The organism is Caballeronia sp. NCF2, assembly GCF_023631205.1.
Classification (GTDB): Bacteria; Pseudomonadota; Gammaproteobacteria; order Burkholderiales; family Burkholderiaceae; genus Caballeronia; species Caballeronia zhejiangensis.
On sequence record NZ_JALQDN010000045.1, the window covers coordinates 107455 to 128049 of the forward strand.

A 20595-nucleotide genomic window follows, 5' to 3' on the forward strand; every position below is an offset into this window, starting at 1 on the left:
GCCCAGGTCGATGCACGAACAATCTGCTCGCCGATAACGCGACCCCGACGCGGCCGCCGCGCTCGGCCTCGCGGGCAAACGTGGCCCGCGTGATCCGCACGATGGCTGCGTCGACGGCGGCCCGATGATCCAACGTTTCTGAGGTGAACCATGCGTGAACTTAACGGGCGCGGCGATCTCTGCTGCATCAACACGGGCACGCTCGGCTATCGCGAGCCGATCGAAGTCACGGCCGGACGCATCGCCGAACAGGGCTTCGGCTGGATCACGCCGTGGCGTCAGGAAATCGACGAGAACAATCCGCAAGCAGCCGCCAGTGCGATCCGCGCGGCCGGCCTGAAGGTCGGCGCGTATTGCCGCACGGCGTATTTCGCGGCCAACGACGCCGCGGGCCGTCGCGCCGCGATCGACTCCAACCGCCGCGCACTGGAAACGGCAGCCGTGCTGGGCGCGCCGATGCTCGTCGCCGTCGTCGGCGGATTGCCGCCCGGTTCGCGCGATATCGACGATGCACGCGAGCAGATTCTCGACGGTCTCGCCGCCTTGCAGCCGACGATGAACGAAACAGGCGTGCGCGTCGCGCTCGAGCCCTTGCATCCGGTGTACGCGGCCGATCGCAGCCTGCTCAATACGCTCGACCAGGCGCTGGACTGGTGCGACCGGCTCGACCCGTCGCGCGAGGGAGGCTTCGGCGTGGCCATCGACGCTTACCATGTCTGGTGGGATCCGGCGCTGATGCCCGCCATCGCGCGCGCGGGCGACCGCATCCTCGCGCTGCACGTATGCGACTGGCTGGTCGAAACCCGCGATCCGTTGCAGGACCGCGGAATGATGGGCGATGGCGTCATCGATCTCAAGCGGCTGCGCGCGGCGGTGGAAGCCGCCGGTTACGACGGTCCCGTCGAAGTGGAGATTTTTTCCCGGCTCGACTGGTGGGCGCGCCCGGCCGACGAGACGTTGCGGATCTGCCGCGAGCGCCTGTTCGAGTGCTGTTGAGCATCAACGTCCGACGTAAATCGGCGGCCGCTTCTCGCTAAAACTGCGGATGCCCTCCGCGGCATCCTCGGTGCTCGCGGCGAGCGCGCCCGCCATCGCTTCGAGAGTCGAGCAGGTTTCCTCGCCGCTGGCGGCGTTGAGCAACTGTTTGGTCAGTTGCAGCGCCACCGGCGCGCGCGCCGTCATGTCCAGCGCCAGTCGATGCGCACGTTCCAGCACGCGGTCCTGCGGCACGACCTCGTGCACAAGGCCGCACGCCCGCGCGTCCGCGGCCGTCACGCGCGCGCCGCTCAAGGCGAGGTATTTTGCGTGGCTCGCGCCGGTCAGACGCACGAGCCGCTGCGTGCCCGACCAGCCGGGGCAAGTGGCAATCGATGCCTCCGGCAGCGCGAAACGGGCCTCTTCGGCCGCGATACGCACGTCGGCCGTGATCGCCAGTTCCAGCCCGCCGCCGAAGGCATGACCGTTGATCGCCGCGATCACGGGCTGACGCAGCCGCGCCCATTGGTCGAAGACCTGATGACCTCGCCGCACCCAGTGGCGCCACATGTCCAGCGGCCTGAGCGCGGCCCATTCGTTGATGTCCGCGCCGACGCAGAACGCCTTCACGCCGCCGCCCGCGAGGATGACGACGCGCGTCTCATCGTCGGCTTCGATCGCGCGGGCCGCATCTTCGAGTTGATCCAGCATGGCGGGCGTCAGCGCATTGAGCTTGTCCGGCCGGTTCAGCGTGACGATGGCGACAGCCGCATCGCGAACGATGGAAACGAAGCGATCAGTCATGGCGTCCTTCGCGAGGTTTGAGCCGGAGTCCGAAGGGCGCATCGGTGAAAAGCGCTGCATCCATCTGACGCAGATCCGAGGCGACCTTTAGCGCAACCTCGGCCTGATCCAGCATGTCGCGCTGCAAATCCACGCCGGGAGCGATCTCGCGCACGGTCAGCCCGTCATCGAGAAGATCGATGACGCAGCGTTCGGTCACGTAGGTCACGCGCTGCCCGCGCTCGCGCCCCACGCGGCCGCTGAACGTGATCTGCTCGGCCGTCCGGACGAACTTGCGCGTGCGGCCTTCCTTGACGATCGCGAGCCTGCCGCCGCCGACTTCCAGCTGCGCGCCCGCGGTGAAAAAGCCCGAGAACACGATGCGGCGCGCATGAGCGGTGATATCGACGAAACCGCCGCAGCCCGCCGTCAGATACGGTTTCGACGCGAGCCGGGAGACATTCACGCTGCCATCGGCGTCGACTTGCAGAAAGGACAGCAGTGCGATGTCGAAGCCGCCGCCCTGAAAATACGTGAACTGATTCGGCGACGCGACGATCGCGTCCGCGTTCGATGCGCAACCGAAAGCGAACCCGAGCAAAGGCATGCCGCCGACCGCGCCCTGTTCGATCGCCCACGTCACTTCGCCGTGCAAGCCTTCCTCGAGCAGGATGCGCGGGACATTGGCCGAAATGCCGAAGCCCAGATTGGCCGCGTACCCATGCGCGAGCTCCATCGCGGCGCGGCGGGCGATGACCTTCTCCGGTCCCCACGGCGTCGGCTCGAAGGAATCCATCGGAAGCGTGATTTCGCCGCTGATCGCGGGATCGTAGGGCGTCTGCGTGGTCTGCCACTGGTCCGGATCGACCACGACGTAATCGACCAGATTGCAGGGCACCCGCACGTCGTGCGGCCGCAGCGTGCCGGATTTCACCACGCGCTTGACCTGCGCGATCACGATGCCGCCGTTGTTGCGCGCGGCCAGCGCCTGATCGATGCCGCCCAGCAGCGCGCCTTCGTGTTCGTAGCCGAGATTGCCCGCTTCGTCGGCCGTGGTCGCGCGGATGATCGCCACGCGCGGCGCGATCGCCGGGAAGTAGAGCCAGTCATCGCCATCGAAGGACACCTTGCGCACGACCGGACGCGCGGCGGCGGCGGCGTTCATCGCGCAGCCCTGTAAATCGGGATCGACGAACGTGCCCATTCCGACCTTGGTCAGCACGCCGGGACGCTTCGCGGCGGCGTCGCGGTGCATGTCGAACAGGATGCCGCTCGGAATGTTGTAGGCCTCGATTTCGTTGTCGGCGATCATGCGCCAGATGTTCGGCATCGGCAGCGACGACGGGCCGCTCGGATACGAGCCCGCGAGCGTGCGCGCGAGCAGCCCGGGCCGGGCGAGATGATCGATGCCCTTGACGCCGTACATGTCGCCCGCGGCGATCGGGTTCAGCGTCGTGAGGTCGCGCGGCTGTCCCTCGCGCTCGAAGCGCTCGCCGATGGCCGCGAGAATCTTGTCGGGGCAGCCGAGCGCGCTGGACGAGCTGATGCTGACGACATCGCCGGTTCGCACGAGCCTGGCCGCCGCGTCCGCGGTAATGAGCTTTCTCATGTTTTTATCGATGAAGGTCGAACAGCGCTGCGCCGCGCTTCATCGCGTTGCGGGCGATGATGCCGCGATGAATCTCCGAGGTGCCGTCGAAGATGCGATAGACGCGCGCATCGCGGTAATAGCGTTCGATGGCCAGCTCCTTGCAGAAGCCCATGCCGCCGAAGACCTGCACCGCGCGATCGACGACGCGCCCAAGCGTCTCGGAAGCCTGCACCTTGACCATTGAAATCCAGTCGCGCGCGTCCTGTCCCGCGTCCATCATGCTCGCGGTGTTGAGCAGCATCAGCCGCGCCGCGTTGATCTCCATCACGCTGTCCGCGATGAGTTGCTGGATCATTTGAAAATCGCCGATGCGCGTGCCGAACTGCCGCCGTTCGCCGGCGTACTCGATCATCATTTCGAGCACGTGCGTCGCCTTGCCGATGCCGCGCGCGCCGATCAACGCGAGGCGCACGCGGCCGAGCATGTTCATCGCGAGTTTGAAGCCTTCGCCCTGTCGTCCGATGAGGGCCATCGGCTCTAGCGGGACGTCGTCGAAGAAGAGTTCGTGGTGCGGCGTGCCGCGAAGACCCATCATCCGTTGATCGCGGCCGACAGTGAAACCCGGAAGATTCTTGTCGACCGCGAAGAGCGAGATTTCCTTCTCGCCGGTGCGGGCCGAGACGAGAAAGAAATCGCTCCATTGCGCATCGCTGATGAAGTGCTTGCTGCCGTTCAGCGCCCAGCCGAACGACGTCTTGCGCGCCGTGGTTTCGATGCCCTGGGCGTCCGAACCCGCGCCCGTTTCGGTGATCGCGAGGCCGCAGGTTCGCGCGCCGGCAATCGCCGGTTTCAGCCAGCGGTCGATCTGTTCGCCTTCGCAGGCGAGCAGCGCGTCGTAGACGTTGCCGAACGCGCGCCGCACGAGTATGTCGGAGCTGTGGCCGAACTGCTCCTCGCATAGCATCGAATCGACCGTGTTCAGTCCGCCGCCGCCGAGTTCGGCGGGCATGTTCACCGCATAAAGACCCAGCGCACGCGCCCGCGCCTGCAAGTCGCGGGCGATCTCGGGCGCGAGCGCGCCTTCCTCTTCCACTTGCTGTTCGAGCGGCTGCAACTCGGACCGGACGAAGCGGCGCGCGGTCTCGATCATCATTTTCTGCGTGTCGCTCAGCGTGAAGTCCATCGATCTCTCCGATTCGAGTTTTAGTCAGCACTGGTCGCGGCGACACGCAGCGACGGATGCAACGAGACTTCGAAGGGCATACGTTCGAGCACGTCGCGAACGAGGTCGACGCCCGGCGCGATTTCGATCAGCCGCAAGCCTTCGGGCGCGAGTTCGAAGACGGCACGCTCGGTGACGTAAAGCACTTGTTGGCCGTCCGCGCGGGCGCGCTTGCCGCTGAACGTGATGTGACGCACTTGCTCGACCAGCTTCGGGACCGCGCCGTGACGCCGGATGCGCACTTGCCCGTCTTCCAGCTCGACTTCAAGCCCCTTCGCCTCGAACGTGCCGCAAAAGACGACCTTGCGCGTGCGCTGCGTGATGTCGACGAAGCCGCCCGGCCCGACGATGTTCTCCCCCAGCCACGAGACGTTGACGTTGCCTTGCGCGTCGAGTTCGCCCATGCCGAGGAACGCGATATCGATGCCGCCGCCGCTGAACAGGTCGAACTGATCGGTGGACTTGAGGATCGCGCTCGCATGGCGCGTGGCGCCGAACAGATCGCCGCCCAGCAGTTCGCCGTTGTGCGATCCCTGCTCGATCACGGTCCAGCTGATGTCCACGCCTTCCGCATGCGCCACCGCGGGAATGCCATCGGGCAAACCGTAACCGAAGTTGACGCACGCGCCGGGTTCCAGCTCCTTCGCGGCGCGTTTCGCGATGATGTAGCGGATGCCCTCGGGCAGCGGCGGCGGCATGCGCGTGTCGGGCGCGGGCGCTTCGCCGCTGATGGCCGGATCGTAGTGCCCGCTGGTCGTCTGCTTCTGATCCGCGTACACGCAGATATCGTCGACGAGAACGCCCGGCACGGTGACCGCGCGCGCCGGCGTGATCGGCGTGGCGCATACGTCGCGCACCTGCGCGAACACGCGGCCGCCGCGGTTGTGCGCGGCGAGCGCGGCGGCGAAAGCGTCGATATCGGCCGGCTCTTCGCGCGATGTCAGATTGCCCTGCATGTCCGCCGTGGTGCCGCGCACGATCGCGAAGTCGATTTCGAAGGGCTTGTACCAGAGCAGTTCCTTGCCGCCCAGCGTGACGACTTCGACGAGATCGTCCCGCGCGCGCAGGTTGACGCGCCCGCCGCCGTGGCGCGGATCGGCGAAGGTATCGAGGCCGATGTGCGTGACGAGCCCGTGGCGGCCCGCGCCGGCTTCGCGGATCAGCGTCTGGATCACGCCGGCGGGCAGGGTGTAGGCCTCGATGCGTTCCTCGCGCGCGAGCTTCTGCATCGGCTTGGACCAGGTCCAGTGGCCGCCGATCACGCGCTTCACCATGCCTTCGTGCGCGAAGCGGCTGATGCCGCTCTTGACGCCGTCGCCGATGCCGAGGCCGTGGATCAGCGTGAGATCGCGCGGATGGCCCGTCGCGAGAAAGCGGCGCTCGATGGCTTCCGTGATGTGATCGGGTTCGACGAGTCCGCCGCCCGAGCCGCTCAATACGACGACCGCGCCGTCGAAGATCGCCGCCGCCATGAAATCCGCATCGGTCAGGTGTGCACGCTTCATTTCATCGGTTCTCGTTGTCCGTCCGTGCGCCCGCGCGGACCATCAGCACGTTGATTCCGTCCTGGATCAGCACGCCGTCCTGGTTGTGCACTTCGACCTGCAAACGCACGATGCCGCGATCGGAGCGGCGCGTCGGACGCTTGTCCAGCACGCGGATGCGCCCCTGGACGCGGTCGCCGATCAGCACCGGCTTGTGAAAGCGATACGTCCACTCGAGCGTCGCGACGGCGGCAAAGCGCGTCGCCGCGCGGTTCTTGAGGCCGTCGAGCATGGCGAGGCACAGCAGACCGTGCGCGACGCGGCCGGGAAAGCCGACATCGCGGGCGAATTCGTCGTCCATGTGGACATCGAAGAAATCGCCCGAGATGCCCGCGAACTGCACGACATGGCTTTCGGTGACCACGATGCCCGACGTCGTGAAGCCGAGGCCGGGCTCGATCTCGTCGAAGAGCAGGGGATGGCTCATGCGGTTCCTTATCAGTCGAACTCGGGCGCATACGGCACCCGTTCGCGATTGACGATGCGGTAATTGGTGTCGTTCAGCGCGTCGATGCGATGCATGTCGATGCTCGACAGCGTGAAGTCCATCACGTCGAAGTTGGCCTCGATGTTCCTGCGCTGCGTCGACATCGTGTTGATCGGGACGCCTTTCTGGAGAATCCAGCGCAGCGCCACCTGCGCACCCGACTTGCCGTAGCGCGCACCGATTTCCTCGAAAAGCGGATAGTTGAAGATTTCGCCGCGCGCGACCGAGCAGTACGACGAAAGCGGAATGCCGGTCTCGATGGCGGTATCCATCAGCACACGCTGGTTCAAGAGCGGATGGAACTCGACCTGATTGGTGACGAGCGGCAGCGCGGTCGCGGCTTTCGCGGCGCGCATCATCGCGGCGTTGAAGTTGCTGACGCCGATATGACGCGTCAGGCCCGCGCGCGCCGCTTCTTCGAGGCGCCGCACGGAAGGCGCGACGTTGCCGTCCGCGGGCGGCCAGTGCAGCAGCAGGACGTCGGCCTGCTCGATCTTCAGCTTCTCGAGGCTTTCGCGCAGCGACGGCATGAAACGTTCGTCGGAATCGTTGGCGGGCGCGATCTTGGTCGTGATGCACAACTCGTCGCGCGGGATGCCGATCGCCCGCAGCGACGAGCCGACGCCGAGTTCGTTGTCGTAGAGCTGCGCGGTATCGATCGCGCGATAGCCGGTTTCGATCGCGTCCGTCAGCGCGTCGCGCAGTTGCTGTCCGTTGAGCGGCCAGGTGCCGAAAGATCGTTGATGCGTGCGTTGGAAAAGTATGTTCATGGCGTCGTGACATCAGAAGACGGCGGCCGTCTTCGCGAAAAAGGCGCGGATGCCGAGCTCCGCGTCGGGACTGGAGCGGACCGCGAGCGCGGCCGATGTATAGGCTGCGTGCGGATCGTCGTGGTCATCGACGATCAGCGCCTTGGCGAGCGCGGCGGCGCGCGGCGATACGCGGCACAGGCGCGCGGTCCATTCCTGCAACTGCGCTTCGACTTCCTGCGGCGCGCAGACCGCATTGACGATGCCCCACTGCAGCGCGGTCGATGCATCGATCTCCTGCGACAGCAGCACCGCTTCGAGCGCGCGCCCGCGGCCCGCGATGCGCTGCAAGCGGTCGCCGCCCTCCCAGCCGGGAATGGCGCCGATGGAAACTTCCGGAAAGCGCAGGCGCGCGCCGGTGCCAGCGAGCCGCAGATCGCAGCACAGCGCGAGTTCCAGGCCGCCGCCGAAGCACAGTCCTTCGATGACGGCCACGGTCGGGCAGCGCAGCCGCTCGAAGCGCCGGAACACCGCGTTGCCTTCGCCGACCCATTGCGTCGCGAATGTCTCCGGACTCAGCGCCGACCATTCGCGGATGTCGGCGCCGGACGAAAACACGCCGCCCGGCGTGCCGCGCAGCACGACGGCGCGAATGCCGTCGTCCCGATTGATTTGCGCGATCTGCTCGTCGAGCGCGGCCAGCATCGCGAAGTCGAGCGCGTTGGCCTTGCCCGGATTGCTGAGTTCCAGCACGAGCACGGCATCTTCGCGACGCGAGAGAATGTGTCCCATCGATGGTTCCTCGGTCGTCATGGTCACAGGCGCGGAACGGAGAGCGCGCCGTCGACGTTGAGCACGCTGCCCGTCGCGAACGCCATCTGTCCGCAGACGAGCGCCGCGACGGCCGACGCGACGTCCTGCGGCGCGCCCCAGCGCTTCATCGGGACGATGCCGCCGGCGATGCGTTCGTCGTAGCGCGCGGCGACGCCTTCCGTCATCGGCGTGCGGATGATGCCGGGGCGCACTTCGAATACGCCGATTGCGAGCGGCGCGAGGCGCAGCGCGAACAGCTTGGTGAGCATGCCCAGCCCGGCCTTCGACATGCAGTATTCGCCGCGCTCCGTCGACGCGAGTTCGGCGCTGACCGACGACACCGAGACGATGCTGCGCGAATCTTCGCTGCCGATCGCGGCCATGTGGCGCGCCACGGCCTGCGTGAGAAAGAACGTGCCGCGCATGTTGATATCGACGACGCGGTCATAGGACTGCTCGTCTACCTCCAGCAGATCGCCGCGCTGCCCGGCCGAGACGCCCGCGTTGTTGACGAGACAGGTGATCGGCCCGCAGTCCGAAACGATGCGCTCGACGAGCGCGCGATGGGCGGCGCTATCGGCGAGATCGTGCCGGTAAAAGCGTGCGCGCGCGCCGTGCGCTTCGACGGCGGCCATCGTTTTGTTCGCGTTGTCGTCATCGATGTCGATCAGCGCGAGATCGAACCCGCGCGTCGCCAGCTCGATCGCGATGCTCGCGCCGATGCCGCGGCGCGCGCCGGTGACGAGCGCGAGCGGCGGGGCGCGGCGCGGCGTCAGTACAGGAGATGAGGTAGCCATTCGGAGAACGCCGGCACGAAAGCCAGCAGCAGGATGGTCACGAACATGATGGCCATGAATGGCAGCATGGGCCGCACAAGATTCACCATTCGGATGTTGGCGACGCCGGTGACGATGAAGCAGGCCGTGCCGATCGGCGGCGTCACGAGCGAGATGCCGACGATGGCGATGGCGAGAATCGCGAAATGGATGTCGCTGAAGCCGGCGTCCTGCGCGATCGGCAGGAATAGCGGAATCAGCAGGATGAGCGCGGGAATGCCGTCGAGCAACGCGCCCAGCAGCCAAAACACGACCACGATGAACACCGTGAAGACGAACTTGTTGCCGGTCAGTTGCGTAGCGAATTCGGCGACCTGCTCGCCGACCGAGTTGTACGCCAGCATGTATCCGAGAATCTGCGCGACGCCGACGAGCGACAGCACGATTGCGCTGGTGCGGCCCGCCTTGATCAGAATGCCGAGCCATGCGCGGTTCGGAATGGATCGCTGCACGAGCGTGATGATCGTCACGTAGGCCACCGCCGCCGCAGCGGACTCGGTCGCCGTGAAGAAGCCCATGAAGATCCCGCCCAGGATGATGATCGGCGCACCGAGCGCGGGGATCGCGAGCATGAACGCGCGGCCGAGCTCGCGCACGCTGAAGTGGACCGGCGCGACGGGCGGCTCGGAGCGCGCGCGATACATGATGATGAGCATCTTCGTGATGCCGACCAGCAGGGCAGGCAGCGTCGCCGCGAGAAAGAGCTTCGTGACCGACATGTTCGCGACCGTCGCCAGCACGATGATCGTGATCGACGGCGGAATCAGAATGCCCGTGCCGGCCGCCGCCGCGATAATCGCGGACGACCATTCCTTGCGATAGCCGGCTTTTTCCATCGACGGCAGCATCGCCGAACTGATCGCGGCGGCATCCGCGTTGACGGAGCCGCTCAAGCCGGAGAAGACCATCGTCGAGGCGACGGCGGAAACGCCGAGCCCGCCGGGCACGCGGCCCACCAGCAGATTCATGAAGTTGACGAGGCGCCCGGCCGAGCCCGAGTGAAAGAGAATTTCTCCGGCGAGGATGAACAGCGGCACGGCGAGCAGCGTGAACGAATCGACGCCGTGATACATCGCCTGCGCGATGTTGGTCAGCGGCAGGCCTTGCATCAGGCCGTCGATGGTGCCGACCGCGCCCAGCGAAGCGATGATCGGCGCGCCGGCGACGACGAATAGCGCGAGCAGTCCGACGGTCAGAATCATTGCGTCCTCGTCTCGGTATGGCCGTGGCCGTGTTGCGCGCTTTCGAGGTTAGCGTGGGCGGCCAGGTCCCATGCGTGCGCCGCGAGATGCAGCAGACCCAGCGCGCTGCCGGCGGGAATCGCGGCGAACGATATCCATTGCGGGATGCCGCTCGGCGTCATCTGGTTGAGCCCGAGCTGCATGAACTGCCAGCCGCCCCAAGTGAGCGCCACGAGCAGGAAGCCCATCAACAGCATCTGCGCGAATGACGCCAGCGCGAGCCATCGGCCGCTCAGCTTGTCTTCGAAGAGTTCGAAAGCGACGTGCACCTTGTCGCGCACCCCGACCGCGATGCCGATGAAGGTCATCCAGATCATCAACGTGACGCTGACCTCGATGTTCCACGAGAGCGAGACGTGGAAGACGAAGCGGGACAGGATGCCCGCAAGAACGACGCAGAAGATCGCGAAAACCAGGACCGCTATCAGCAGGTCTTCGACGCTCGCGAGCACGCGCAACGCCGCAACCTTGTTGATGCTGTCCCGTGGCTCGCGCGAACGCGGATCGGGTTTCATGTCGGGAACCTCCGGCGGTTATCCGAGGGCGGGCAGGTAGGTGCCCAGTTCGGCGAAGTTGGCGCGGTACTTCGTATAGATCGGCTTGACCGCTGCCTGGAACGCGGGAAGATTCGCGTCGTTGAACGCCACGCCCGCCTTCTTCGCTTCGGCCAGATACTTCGCATCGGAAGCCAGCCACAGATCGCGTTCGTGCTGCTGAGCCTGCGCGGCGGCTTCCTTCACGGCGTCCTGTTTCTTGGGGTCGAGCGAGTCGAACCAGTTCTTGCTGGCGAGCATCGGATCGATCGAGAAGAAGTGATTCGTGTACGAGTAGTGCTTCGCCACCTCGCTGTGATGCTGCTGAACGAAGAACGTCACCGAGTTCTCCGCACCATCGACGACGCCCTGCTGCAACGCGGAATAGATTTGCGTCGTGTCGAGCGGCGTCGCCTGTGCGCCGAGCTGGTTGAACGTCGCGATCATGATCTGATTGCCTTGCGTACGGATCTTCAGGCCCTTCAGATCGCCCGGTTCGTTGATCGGACGCGTGCGGTTGTAGACGCTGCGCAAGCCCGAGTCGAACCAGCCCAGCAGCACGAAGCCGAGATTGTCGAGGATGCCCGCATAGGCCTTGCCGAGCGCACCGTCCTGAGCCGCGAAGAGCGACTTCCGGTCCGGAAACGCGAAGGGCATCGCGAAGAGTCCGAGACGCTTGTCGTAGCCTTCCAGGTCCGCCACGTTGGTCACCGTGACTTCGAGCGTGCCGTTGCGCAGTTGCTCGTTCATGCGCGTGTGGGAGCCGAGCACGCCGTCCGGAAATACGCGCGCGTCGAAGCCGGTCGTTTCCTTCAGACGCTTGGCCATCAGATTCTCGGTGATGACCTCGGGATTGTGGCGGTCGACGACATCGCCGATGCGGATCGTCGGGGTGTCGGCGCTCGCCAGGCGCGGCAGGCAACCCGCGGCCGCCGACGCAGCCGTGAGCATCAAAATCTTGCGGCGAGAAAGCAGATAGTCATGCATGTCTCGGACTCCTATGGGTCTGATGTCCATATTGCATTGCGACGAAAAAGGCGCGAAGAGACGCTGCCGATGCGACTGCGAAAATCTGTTAGATCGATCTACTACAGGGTAAAAGCTGCGCGGATACGGTGCAAGGAGATTTTTATAAGGGAAACCCGAACGGAGCACGTCCGGGTATGAGGCGCTTATTTGCGCGCGCCGCAGGTTCCGCGGATGACGAGAACCGGCTCCGAGACGATGCGCGTGGGCGTGCGCGAAGGCTCCGTCATGCGCTTGAGCAGCAGATCGGCGGCGGCGCGGCCGATGTCGTCCTGCAAGACCTGGACCGTGGTCAGCGGCGGCTCCCAGAGTTCGGCTTCCGGCACGTCGTCGAAGCCTACGACGCCGAAGTCTGCGCCAGGCTCGATGCCGTGGGCGCGCAGTCCGAGCATCACGCCGAACGCGACGATGTCGTTGCCGCATACGACGGCCGTCGGCGGATTCTTCAGCGCAAGCAGTTCGGTGATGATGCGCTTTCCGTCGTGACGCGTCAGCGGCGACGGCACGAGCAGCCGTTCGTCGAGTTTGATCTTCGCGTCGCGCAGCGCGTCGCGATAGCCCTCGGCGCGGTCGCTGCCGGTCGACGCGCGCATCACGCCGCCGATCATCGCGATGCGTTTGTGCCCGAGCGAAATCAGATGCGAGGTCGCGAGCGCCATGCCGCGACGATTGTCCACGCCGACGTAATCGGCCTTGAGGCCCGGCACGTAACGCGAAGCGAAGACGCACGGAATGCCCCACGCGAGCACCTGACGCATCTGCGCGGCCGTCGTCGATTCGGTCGGACAGACGATGAGACCGTCGATATTGTGCTGCCGCACGGTATCGAGAAAGCGGCCTTGGCGTTCGAGCGATTCGTCGGTGTTGCCGAGCAGCGTGATGAACCCTTGCGTGCTCAGGCTCGCCTCGATGGAGCGGACGAGCATCGTGAAATACGGATTGGCGAGGTCGTTGACGACGACGCCGACGGTGTTCGTCTGATTGCTGCGCATGCCCGCCGCATGGCGGTTGTAGACGTAGCCTTTGCGCTTGAACGCTTCCAGCACGCGCTCGCGCGTGGCTTCGGAGATGCGCGGGCTGTTGCGCAGCACGAGCGAGACCGTGGCGCGGGACAGGCCGAGATCGTTTGCAATATCCAGCAGCGTGACGGGAGAACCTGGTTTGCCTCGGGTCATTGGAACGGTCGATGAGTCGTATGCCCGGAGTGTATCCGAATCGGCCGCGAGATCCGTCTTCCGGTCAGCCATGCGCGATGCCGAACAACTCGGCGACGATCTCCGCCTGATTCTCCAGCAGACCACGCCCGAGATGGATGCGGTGGCCGCGTTCTTCGGCCTGACAGAGCAGTTGTGTGCGTTCAGGCTTCATGATGATGTCCGCCACCAGCACGCGGCGGTCGAGCCGGGCGATGTCGAACGGCAACGGATCTCCGGCCGCCATGCCGCACGGCGTCGCGTTGACGACCATATCGACATCCGCGGGACTGGCGCTTCCGACCGAGACGTTCACATCGGGATAAGCGTGCGCAAGCTCCGCGATCAGCGCGTCCTGCTTCGCGCGATCTACATCGATCAATTGCAGCGCTTTCACGCCCGCGCTGGACAGCGCATGCGCGAGCGCTTTTCCGGCTCCGCCCGCGCCCGCCTGAAACACCGACATGCCGCGCGGCTCGTGGCCCTGTTTTCGCAGTCCGCGCGTGAAGCCTTCGCCGTCGTACATCTCGCCGACCCATTCGCCCGATTCGACGCGGCGCATGCAATTGATCGCGCCCACTTTCCGCGCAATCGGCAGGAGCCGGTCGACGAGGCCGGTCATCGATATCTTGTGCGGCACCGTGACGACGATGCCATCGAGATTGCCGATCGTCTTCAGTCCGGCGATGGCGGTCGCGAGCGACGCGGCGGGAATCTGCATCGGCACGAGCACCGCGTTCACGCCCATGCGCTGGAATATCTCGTTGAAGACGAGCGGCGAGCGCGCTTGCGCAATCGGATCGCCCACGATGGCGAAGAGGCGCGTGTCTCCGGAAACAGCGGCGTTCAGTGCGAAAGTCATGATGACGAGTCCGGGTTGACGATCATGAGTCGATGCTCATCCGACGAGGCGATCAGCGCGTCGATCAGCAGATGCGCATTCAAGGCGCTGCGCAATGACGCGACCGGCTCGATTCCGTGCGTGGCGGCGTCGATGAAATTGGCGATCACGGCCTGATGGGCGTGATGAGAGAAGGCCATCGGGTTCGCGCCTGAACCGAGCGAAGCGGTTTCGCCTTCGTCGAGCGTGGTGCCGTCCATGTACTGCACGACGAGCCTGCCGCCGCCGAGCGTCGCGCTGCCGTTGCTCCCGCTCAATTCGATGCGTTCGGGAAAGCCGGGAAAGGTGGCCGTGCTGGCGTGCAGCGACGCGACGCAGCCGCTTCGGTATCGCATGACGCCCGCGACGGTGTCCTCGCATTCCATGCGGTGCGCGCGGCTCGTGATCGCGTAGGCGAACACTTCGTCGGGAAGGCCGACCAGCCACAAGAAAAGATCGAGCGTATGGATGGCCTGCGTCATCAGCACGCCGCCGCCGTCGCGCTCGCGCGTGCCGCGTCCGGGTTCGTCGTAATAGGACTGCGGACGCCACCACGGAACGGCGATGCTCGCGCTGTGGATGTCGCCGAGCGCGCCCGCGTCGAGCAATTGACGGAGCTTGCGCGCTGCGTCGCGCGTGCGATGTTGCAGCACCGCAGCCGCGACGATGCCGCGTTGCTCGCATAGCGCGACCAGCTCGCGCGCGCGGGACGTGGTGACGTCGATGGGCTTCTCGACCAGCAGATGTTTGCCCGCTGCCGCGATCATCGCGCCGAGTTCGAGATGCGTGTTCGGCGGCGTCAGCAGCAGCACGCCGTCGACGTTGTCATCGGCGAGCGCGGTGTCGAGATCGAGCGTGACGCGCGCATGCGGCAATTGTCGGGCGAAAGCGCTTGCGCGTTCCCGCGACCTCGCAACGACATACCGAACGGTCGCGCGGTCCTGCAAGGCCAGCAGACTCGCCAGATGCGGCGCGGATGCCATGCCCGCGCCGACGACTGCGAGCTTGAAACCGGTCTCGTTCATGTCTATTGTCTCCGTTGAAAGACAATAAGGTAGATCGATCTAATTGTCCAGCCGCCGATGACATCGATGGGAAAGATTCACTTGGTGTATTTCGCGAGCACCACGACGGAGAAAGAGTTCATGAACTGTTCGACACGCTCGAAGCCGCCCGCGTCCTGTGCGAATACCGACAGGCTGTCGACGAGGTGCGTGAGCAGGAAGATCAGGTCTTCCTTCGGCGTGTCGCGCTTCAGCTCGCCGGTGCGGCTCGCATGCTCGACGGCGACTTCGACGGCCGCGTGGATCTCGGTTGTGAAGCCCGCGAGCGCCGCGCGCGCCTCGTCGGTCAGGACGTCGCTTTCCAGGCGCAGCCGGCCAATCAGACTCCACGGCCTGCGCGTCTTGCCGCCGGGATTGTATTTGCGGAACAGATTGCGGTTGTAGGCGACTTCCGCCTGCAGCTTCTCTCGCAGCGACAGCGTTTCGTCGAGCCAGATTTTCTTCTGTCCCGCGGTGGCGCCGGCCACGTATTCCTTCACCACTTCCTCGACGAGACTGTTCTTGTTGCCGAAGTGATAGTGGATGTTGGTGGTCGTGATGCCGAGCTCCTTGGCGATCACGCCAAACGTTGTCTTGTGATAGCCGTGCGCGATCAGGAGCTTCTTCGCCAGATCCTTGATGCTGTCGTACATCGGAGATTTTTTGGGCGCGGCGCTTGTTTTGTCGGTCTTGTCGTTCTGACTCAACGGTTCATCTCGGTGGGGATCGGACTGCCGGCTCGGCCTCGAACGAGGCGAAGCAACGGACGGGGATGCTGCGGAATTTGCGGTTGATTTTACACGACCCCCATTTGTCGATCTCTTCGCCGCCTTCTCCGCAAACGACTGCGCGCGTTCCATTTTTCGCCTCCCGAAAATCTCGTTGCGTAGTGCCCGGAAATGATGTTAATGTCCACTCAACGTACTTACTAGTAAGTAAGTATAAGGGAATACTCGAATGGGACAACACTGCTTCGGCAGTGAAAAAAAAGGAGGCGCGATGCAGGAACACATGGTGGTGCGCAAACACGGCGCGGTCGCGGAGATCGTCATCAATCGACCGGAGAAGATGAACGCGATCACGCCCGAGATGACGCAGACGCTCGCCGGCATCCGGCAGGACATCGAGCGTGACGAAGCGATCCGCGCGGTGCTGCTGCGCGGCGAAGGCGAGCGCGCATTCAGCGCGGGAAGCGATCTCCATTCGCTCAAGACGTATCGCACGACGTGGGAGTTTCGCGCCCGCACCGATTACGCGATGGTCGTGCGCGAATTCACCAAGCCCGTCGTCGCGGCATTGAAAGGCTGGGTGCTGGGCGGCGGCCTGGAAATGATGCTTGGCGCCGATGTCCGCGTCGCGGGACAAAGCGCCAAGTTCGGCGCGCCTGAAGTGGTGCGCGGTTGGGTCGGCGGCGGCGGTGCGTCGCAAATGCTGCCGCGCCTCATCGGCTACGGGCAGGCCATGCGCCTTCTGCTGACCGGCGACACCATCGATGCGAACGAGGCGCTCCGCATCGGCCTTGTCGAGATGGTGGTCGAGGATGCGGCCGTCGTCGAAACCGCGATGGCGCTGTGCCGCAAGATGGCCGAGTTCAGCCCGATCGCGACGCAGTCGGTCAAGGCGGCCGTGCGCGCATCGCTTTCGATGAGCGTCGAACAGGGCATTCGCTACGAGAACGAGCTGACGTCGCTGTGCTTCGCCTCGGGCAACTACGAGGAGGGCGCCAACGCATTCGGCAATCGCGCAAGCCGGAACTGATTCGCGGACAAGTACGTCACGTCGAACATAACCAGACCAAAGAGAAGCAGGAGACAGCGCCATGCACGTCGCACATGCGCAGAACGCAGACCGCAGGAACATCCGACGCGCCGTGTTCGCGTCGACGCTCGGCACCATCATCGAATGGTACGACTATGGGCTCTACGCAGCGGCATCGGGCCTCATCATCAACAAGCTGTTCTTTCCGCAGTTGTCGTCGCTTGCGGGCACGCTCGCGGCGTTCGCGACCTTCGCGGTCGGCTTCATCATCCGGCCGGTTGGCGGCATCGTCATTTCGCATATCGGCGACAAATACGGCCGCAAACCCGCGCTCGTGTTCTGCGTGACGATCATGGGCGCGGCGACCGTCGGCCTCGGCATATTGCCGACGTGGCAGCAGGCAGGCGTGATCGCGCCGATCCTGCTCGTGCTGCTGCGCATGATGCAGGGCTTCGGCGCCGGCGCGGAACTCGCCGGCGCAATCACGCTGATCGCCGAATACACGCCGCCGAGCCGGCGCGCGTTCTTTACGTCGATTCCGAACGCGGCCACCAACTTCGGCGTGATGATCGCGATCGCGACGTTCCTGATGATCTCGTACGTGCCGGAAGACATCCTGTTCACGTGGGCGTGGCGCGTGCCGTTCATCCTGTCGCTCGGGTTGTTCGGCGTCGCGATCTACATCCGCTCGAAGCTCGATGAAACGCCCGAATACGTCGCCGCGATGGAGAAGGCGAGCGCGAAGGCCAAGGCCGAGAAAGTGCCCGTCGCGGACCTGTTTCGCAACAGCCGTCGCGAGTTGCTGTGCGGCTTCTTCGCGATGGGCGGCCATCAGGCGCTCAGCTATGTGCTCAATACCTTTGCGCTGAGCTACATGACCAACACGGTCGGCATGGCGAAGGCTGACAGCCTCGTCGTACTGATCATCGCGCTGGGCTTCTCGCTTTTCTGCGCGCCCGTCGGCGGCATGCTCGCGGACAAATACGGCAGCGGCAACGTGTTCGCCGCCGGCGCGATGATCGCGCTCGCGCTCGTGTGGCCGCTCTTCCGCGCCATCGATTCGAAGGACATCGTGCTCGCCACGATCGCGATGAGCGCGGTCTATGGAATCAGCTGGGGCTGCACCTGCGGCGCACAGGGCGCGTTCCTGTCGAATCTGTTTCCGACGCAGTACCGCTTCTCCGGCATCGCGATGTGCCGCGAGTTTTCCGGCGCGCTGATAGGCGGGCCGACGCCGTTCATCGCGACCGCGCTCGTCGCATACGCGGGCGGCAAGCCGACTTACGTGATGGTGTTCCTCGCCGTCTTCTGCCTGCTCACGCTGATCGCGGCGCTGTTCGGCAAACGCCTCTCGCGTCATCGGGACGATCAGCCCGTGTTCCAGGAATCGCATTCGGCAATCTGACGCCGATGCGGGCATCGACGCAAACACAGACAATACCGGAGTAGATGACATGCAAATTTTGACCGCCGACCAGGCTGCATCCCTGCTGAAGGATGGCGATACCTTGATGATCGGCGGATCGGGAAGCGGGCACGCCGTGCCGGAAGCGCTGATCGAGGCGCTCGAGCGGCGCTTTCTCGCGCAGGGCGAGCCGCGCCGGATCACGTCGTTTCATCCGGTCGGCCTCGGCGATCGCGGCGAACGCGGCGCATCGCGGCTCGCGCATACGGGGCTGCTCAAGCGTGTCGTATGCGGCACGCTGGTCGATTCGCCGGCGCTCGCGCAGATGGCGCTGAACAATGAAGTCGAAGCGTGGACACTGCCGCAGGGCGCGCTCTCGCAGCTCACGCGCGAGATGGCGGCGGGGCGGCCGGGGCTCGTCAGTCATGTCGGGCTGCATACCTTCGTCGATCCGCGCAATGGCGGTGGGCTTCAGGGCGCGCCGAGCGATGACGAACTCGTCAGCCTGATCGAGCTCGACGGCCGCGAGTGGCTGTTCTACAAGCCGTTCGAAGTCGATGTCGCTTTTCTGCGCGGCACGACGGCGGACGAAGACGGCAACATATCGATGGAGCATGAAGCCGTTTTCGCGGACATGCTCTCGATGGCGCAGGCGACGAAGCGCAACGGCGGTGTCGTGATCGTGCAGGTGAAGCGGCTTGCGAAGCGCGGCACCTTGCCCGCGAAGACGGTGAAGATTCCGGGCATGCTCGTCGACGCGGTCGTCGTTCAGGAGGATCAGCCGGTGACGTATCAGACGGCTTACGATCCGTCGTTTACCGGCGAAATGCGTATTCCGCTCGGCGGTTTTCCGCGCCTTCCGCTCGACGAACGCAAGATCATCGCGCGGCGTCTCGCGATGGAACTGAGCATGGGCGCGGTGTGCAACGTCGGCTCGGGCGTGTGCACGGGCATCGGGCTCGTCGCGGCGGAAGAGGACGTGCTGCATCACATCGTGCTGACGAACGAGCAAGGGCTGATCGGCGGCGCGCCCGCGGCGGGACTCGATGCCGGCGCCGCGCGCAACTACAGCGCGATCGTCGACATGCCGTATCAATTCGATTTCTACGATGGCGGCGGCATCGATATCGCGTTTCTCTCGGCGGTCGAGATCGACGCGCAGGGCAGCGTCAATATCAGCCGCTTCGCGAACAAGCTGATCGGCGTGGGCGGGTTCATCAACATCAGCCAGAACGCGCGCAAGATGGTCTTCGGCGGCACGTTCACGGCGGGCAACCTGCAAGTGTCCTGCGAAGGCGGCAAGCTGCAGATCCTGAAGGAAGGCGCGCATCGCAAGTTCGTGTCGAAGCTGCAGCAGGTGTCGTACAGCGGACCTTTCGCGCAGGAGCGCAAGCAGACGACACTCTTCGTCACCGAGCGCGCGGTGTTCCGCGCCATCGATGGCGCGCTCGAACTGATCGAGATCGCGCCGGGCATCGATCTCGAGCGCGACGTGCTCGCGCACATGGCGTTTCGCCCCGTCATCTCGCCCGATCTCAAGCTGATGGACGAGCGACTCTTCCGTCCCGAACCGATGGGCCTCGATGCCGTGATGGCGTCGCAAGGCTGGCCGTGTCATCCGCGGCTTGCTGCGTTAGCGGGGGGCGAGCGGTGAAGCGCGAGTTGCAAGCTCTTCGAATCGATGGATCGACGCGCCTCTTCGGCATCGTCGGCAGTCCGGTGACGCAGGTGAAGACACCGCAACTGATGAACGCGCTCTTCGACGCAAGCGGCATCAATGCGACATGCCTGCCGTTCGATGTGCCCGTGAACGTGTTCGAGCCGGCCGTAGCCGGACTTCAGGCGCTCGGCAATCTCGATGGCCTCGTCGTCACCGTGCCGCACAAGGTGCGCGCGATGGCGATGGTCGACGACATGTCGGACACGGCGCGGCGCGTCGGCGCGATCAACGTGATGCGGCAACAGCCGGATGGCACCTGGTACGGCGATATGTTCGACGGCACAGGCCTCGTGCAGGGACTGACGCGTCTCGGCTTCGAGATTCGCGGCCAGCGCGTGAAGCAGCTCGGCGCGGGCGGTGCGGGCGCCGCGGTCGCGCACGCGCTGGCCGAGGCGGGCGCGGCGAGCATCGCGCTGAGCGATCCGCAGCGCGAGCTGTCCGAGCAGTTGTCGGCGCGACTGAACCGCTTCTATCCGGATTGCGAGGCTCGCGTCGATGTCGATCCGGCGAATGTCGCGGGCATGGATCTGCTCATCAACTGTTCGCCGGTCGGCATGAAGCCGGGCGATGGCATGCCGGCTTCCTTTGGCGCATTTTCCGAAGCGATGCAGGTCGTCGACATCATCATGACGCCCGCCGAAACGCCGCTGCTGAAACATGCGCGGCAGTGCGGCTGTCGCGCGACCAACGGACGGCCGATGATCGAAGGGCAGCTCGCGGCGTTCGCGACGTTTTTCGGCATCGACATGCCCGCAGCGTTCCCTATCCTTTTCGACGCGCCTATCCGGACCTGACT

Annotated in this window: 20 protein-coding genes; 5 read left to right on the top strand and 15 right to left on the bottom strand. The window is 65.0% G+C overall.

The window, feature by feature from the left end; genetic code table 11:
* The first annotated feature begins 150 nt into the window (after positions 1-150).
* Positions 151-996: a sugar phosphate isomerase/epimerase family protein gene (locus NCS02_RS15135; protein WP_008353948.1), complete on the top strand. Its 846-nt coding sequence runs from the start codon at positions 151-153 to the stop codon at positions 994-996.
* Positions 997-999: 3 nt separating this feature from the next.
* On the opposite strand, the gene NCS02_RS15140 is transcribed toward NCS02_RS15135, so the two are convergent.
* The 15 genes from NCS02_RS15140 to NCS02_RS15210 form a co-directional block, all read right to left on the bottom strand.
* The gene (locus tag NCS02_RS15140) at positions 1000-1779 is read right to left on the bottom strand and encodes an enoyl-CoA hydratase/isomerase family protein (protein WP_250502738.1); all 780 of its coding nucleotides are present in this window, start codon (positions 1777-1779) and stop codon (positions 1000-1002) included.
* Complete coding sequence (locus tag NCS02_RS15145; protein ID WP_250523222.1) at positions 1772-3367, bottom strand: acyl CoA:acetate/3-ketoacid CoA transferase; 1596 nt, start codon at positions 3365-3367, stop codon at positions 1772-1774. Before NCS02_RS15145 ends, NCS02_RS15140 begins: the two co-directional genes overlap by 8 nt.
* A 4-nt stretch (positions 3368-3371) precedes the next feature.
* The gene (locus tag NCS02_RS15150; RefSeq protein ID WP_008353943.1) at positions 3372-4532 is read right to left on the bottom strand and encodes an acyl-CoA dehydrogenase family protein; all 1161 of its coding nucleotides are present in this window, start codon (positions 4530-4532) and stop codon (positions 3372-3374) included.
* Positions 4533-4552: 20 nt separating this feature from the next.
* Positions 4553-6076, bottom strand: coding sequence for an acyl CoA:acetate/3-ketoacid CoA transferase (locus NCS02_RS15155; protein WP_250435504.1), 1524 nt, complete (start codon positions 6074-6076; stop codon positions 4553-4555).
* 1 nt (position 6077) lies between these two features.
* Complete coding sequence (locus tag NCS02_RS15160) at positions 6078-6542, bottom strand: MaoC family dehydratase (protein WP_175982492.1); 465 nt, start codon at positions 6540-6542, stop codon at positions 6078-6080.
* Positions 6543-6553: 11 nt separating this feature from the next.
* Complete coding sequence (locus NCS02_RS15165) at positions 6554-7372, bottom strand: aldo/keto reductase (RefSeq protein WP_008353940.1); 819 nt, start codon at positions 7370-7372, stop codon at positions 6554-6556.
* A gap of 12 nt (positions 7373-7384) precedes the next feature.
* Positions 7385-8143, bottom strand: coding sequence for an enoyl-CoA hydratase/isomerase family protein (locus NCS02_RS15170; protein ID WP_250502740.1), 759 nt, complete (start codon positions 8141-8143; stop codon positions 7385-7387).
* Between the two features lie 23 nt (positions 8144-8166).
* A complete protein-coding gene (locus NCS02_RS15175) occupies positions 8167-8961 on the bottom strand; it encodes a 3-ketoacyl-ACP reductase (protein WP_250459117.1) in 795 nt (264 codons plus the stop codon).
* Positions 8937-10202, bottom strand: coding sequence for a TRAP transporter large permease (locus tag NCS02_RS15180; RefSeq protein ID WP_008353936.1), 1266 nt, complete (start codon positions 10200-10202; stop codon positions 8937-8939). The genes NCS02_RS15175 and NCS02_RS15180 overlap by 25 nt, the downstream gene beginning before the upstream one ends.
* Complete coding sequence (locus NCS02_RS15185; RefSeq protein WP_008353934.1) at positions 10199-10756, bottom strand: TRAP transporter small permease; 558 nt, start codon at positions 10754-10756, stop codon at positions 10199-10201. Before NCS02_RS15185 ends, NCS02_RS15180 begins: the two co-directional genes overlap by 4 nt.
* A gap of 18 nt (positions 10757-10774) precedes the next feature.
* Positions 10775-11761 carry a TRAP transporter substrate-binding protein gene (locus tag NCS02_RS15190; protein WP_250502741.1) on the bottom strand — a complete coding sequence of 329 codons (987 nt, stop codon included), beginning with the start codon at positions 11759-11761 and terminating at the stop codon, positions 10775-10777.
* 185 nt (positions 11762-11946) lie between these two features.
* Positions 11947-12975 carry a LacI family DNA-binding transcriptional regulator gene (locus tag NCS02_RS15195; RefSeq protein ID WP_008353929.1) on the bottom strand — a complete coding sequence of 343 codons (1029 nt, stop codon included), beginning with the start codon at positions 12973-12975 and terminating at the stop codon, positions 11947-11949.
* A gap of 64 nt (positions 12976-13039) precedes the next feature.
* Positions 13040-13855 (bottom strand): shikimate dehydrogenase family protein, encoded by an 816-nt coding sequence (locus NCS02_RS15200; protein ID WP_250523223.1) that lies wholly within the window; start codon positions 13853-13855, stop codon positions 13040-13042.
* A complete protein-coding gene (locus NCS02_RS15205; RefSeq protein WP_250519871.1) occupies positions 13852-14898 on the bottom strand; it encodes a Gfo/Idh/MocA family protein in 1047 nt (348 codons plus the stop codon). Before NCS02_RS15205 ends, NCS02_RS15200 begins: the two co-directional genes overlap by 4 nt.
* A 77-nt stretch (positions 14899-14975) precedes the next feature.
* The gene (locus NCS02_RS15210) at positions 14976-15776 is read right to left on the bottom strand and encodes a TetR/AcrR family transcriptional regulator (protein ID WP_250482344.1); all 801 of its coding nucleotides are present in this window, start codon (positions 15774-15776) and stop codon (positions 14976-14978) included.
* Between the two features lie 139 nt (positions 15777-15915).
* On the opposite strand from NCS02_RS15210, the gene NCS02_RS15215 reads away from it, so the two are divergent.
* The 4 genes from NCS02_RS15215 to NCS02_RS15230 all read left to right on the top strand — a co-directional run bounded on the left by NCS02_RS15215 (position 15916) and on the right by NCS02_RS15230 (position 20593).
* Entirely contained in the window at positions 15916-16674 is a 759-nt protein-coding gene (locus NCS02_RS15215; protein ID WP_008353925.1) for an enoyl-CoA hydratase/isomerase family protein, read from the top strand.
* Between the two features lie 61 nt (positions 16675-16735).
* Complete coding sequence (locus tag NCS02_RS15220; RefSeq protein ID WP_250502743.1) at positions 16736-18079, top strand: MFS transporter; 1344 nt, start codon at positions 16736-16738, stop codon at positions 18077-18079.
* Positions 18080-18128: 49 nt separating this feature from the next.
* Positions 18129-19733: an acyl CoA:acetate/3-ketoacid CoA transferase gene (locus NCS02_RS15225; RefSeq protein ID WP_250502744.1), complete on the top strand. Its 1605-nt coding sequence runs from the start codon at positions 18129-18131 to the stop codon at positions 19731-19733.
* Positions 19734-19741: 8 nt separating this feature from the next.
* On the top strand, positions 19742-20593 hold the full coding sequence (locus tag NCS02_RS15230) for a shikimate dehydrogenase family protein (RefSeq protein ID WP_250502745.1): 852 nt from the start codon (positions 19742-19744) through the stop codon (positions 20591-20593).
* The last annotated feature ends 2 nt before the right edge of the window (positions 20594-20595 follow it).

What these genes read in the sequence shown, in the direction of transcription:
- NCS02_RS15225 (WP_250502744.1), top strand. Translation starts at nt 18,129, where the DNA reads ATGCAAATTTTGACCGCCGACCAGGCTGCATCCCTGCTGAAGGATGGC.
- NCS02_RS15145 (WP_250523222.1), bottom strand. Translation starts at nt 3,367, where the DNA reads ATGAGAAAGCTCATTACCGCGGACGCGGCGGCCAGGCTCGTGCGAACC.
- NCS02_RS15215 (WP_008353925.1), top strand. Translation starts at nt 15,916, where the DNA reads ATGCAGGAACACATGGTGGTGCGCAAACACGGCGCGGTCGCGGAGATC.
- NCS02_RS15135 (WP_008353948.1), top strand. Translation starts at nt 151, where the DNA reads ATGCGTGAACTTAACGGGCGCGGCGATCTCTGCTGCATCAACACGGGC.
- NCS02_RS15175 (WP_250459117.1), bottom strand. Translation starts at nt 8,961, where the DNA reads ATGGCTACCTCATCTCCTGTACTGACGCCGCGCCGCGCCCCGCCGCTC.
- NCS02_RS15220 (WP_250502743.1), top strand. Translation starts at nt 16,736, where the DNA reads ATGCACGTCGCACATGCGCAGAACGCAGACCGCAGGAACATCCGACGC.
- NCS02_RS15170 (WP_250502740.1), bottom strand. Translation starts at nt 8,143, where the DNA reads ATGGGACACATTCTCTCGCGTCGCGAAGATGCCGTGCTCGTGCTGGAA.
- NCS02_RS15205 (WP_250519871.1), bottom strand. Translation starts at nt 14,898, where the DNA reads ATGAACGAGACCGGTTTCAAGCTCGCAGTCGTCGGCGCGGGCATGGCA.
- NCS02_RS15210 (WP_250482344.1), bottom strand. Translation starts at nt 15,776, where the DNA reads ATGGAACGCGCGCAGTCGTTTGCGGAGAAGGCGGCGAAGAGATCGACA.
- NCS02_RS15195 (WP_008353929.1), bottom strand. Translation starts at nt 12,975, where the DNA reads ATGACCCGAGGCAAACCAGGTTCTCCCGTCACGCTGCTGGATATTGCA.
- NCS02_RS15160 (WP_175982492.1), bottom strand. Translation starts at nt 6,542, where the DNA reads ATGAGCCATCCCCTGCTCTTCGACGAGATCGAGCCCGGCCTCGGCTTC.
- NCS02_RS15140 (WP_250502738.1), bottom strand. Translation starts at nt 1,779, where the DNA reads ATGACTGATCGCTTCGTTTCCATCGTTCGCGATGCGGCTGTCGCCATC.
- NCS02_RS15185 (WP_008353934.1), bottom strand. Translation starts at nt 10,756, where the DNA reads ATGAAACCCGATCCGCGTTCGCGCGAGCCACGGGACAGCATCAACAAG.
- NCS02_RS15200 (WP_250523223.1), bottom strand. Translation starts at nt 13,855, where the DNA reads ATGACTTTCGCACTGAACGCCGCTGTTTCCGGAGACACGCGCCTCTTC.
- NCS02_RS15180 (WP_008353936.1), bottom strand. Translation starts at nt 10,202, where the DNA reads ATGATTCTGACCGTCGGACTGCTCGCGCTATTCGTCGTCGCCGGCGCG.
- NCS02_RS15155 (WP_250435504.1), bottom strand. Translation starts at nt 6,076, where the DNA reads ATGAAGCGTGCACACCTGACCGATGCGGATTTCATGGCGGCGGCGATC.
- NCS02_RS15165 (WP_008353940.1), bottom strand. Translation starts at nt 7,372, where the DNA reads ATGAACATACTTTTCCAACGCACGCATCAACGATCTTTCGGCACCTGG.
- NCS02_RS15190 (WP_250502741.1), bottom strand. Translation starts at nt 11,761, where the DNA reads ATGCATGACTATCTGCTTTCTCGCCGCAAGATTTTGATGCTCACGGCT.
- NCS02_RS15150 (WP_008353943.1), bottom strand. Translation starts at nt 4,532, where the DNA reads ATGGACTTCACGCTGAGCGACACGCAGAAAATGATGATCGAGACCGCG.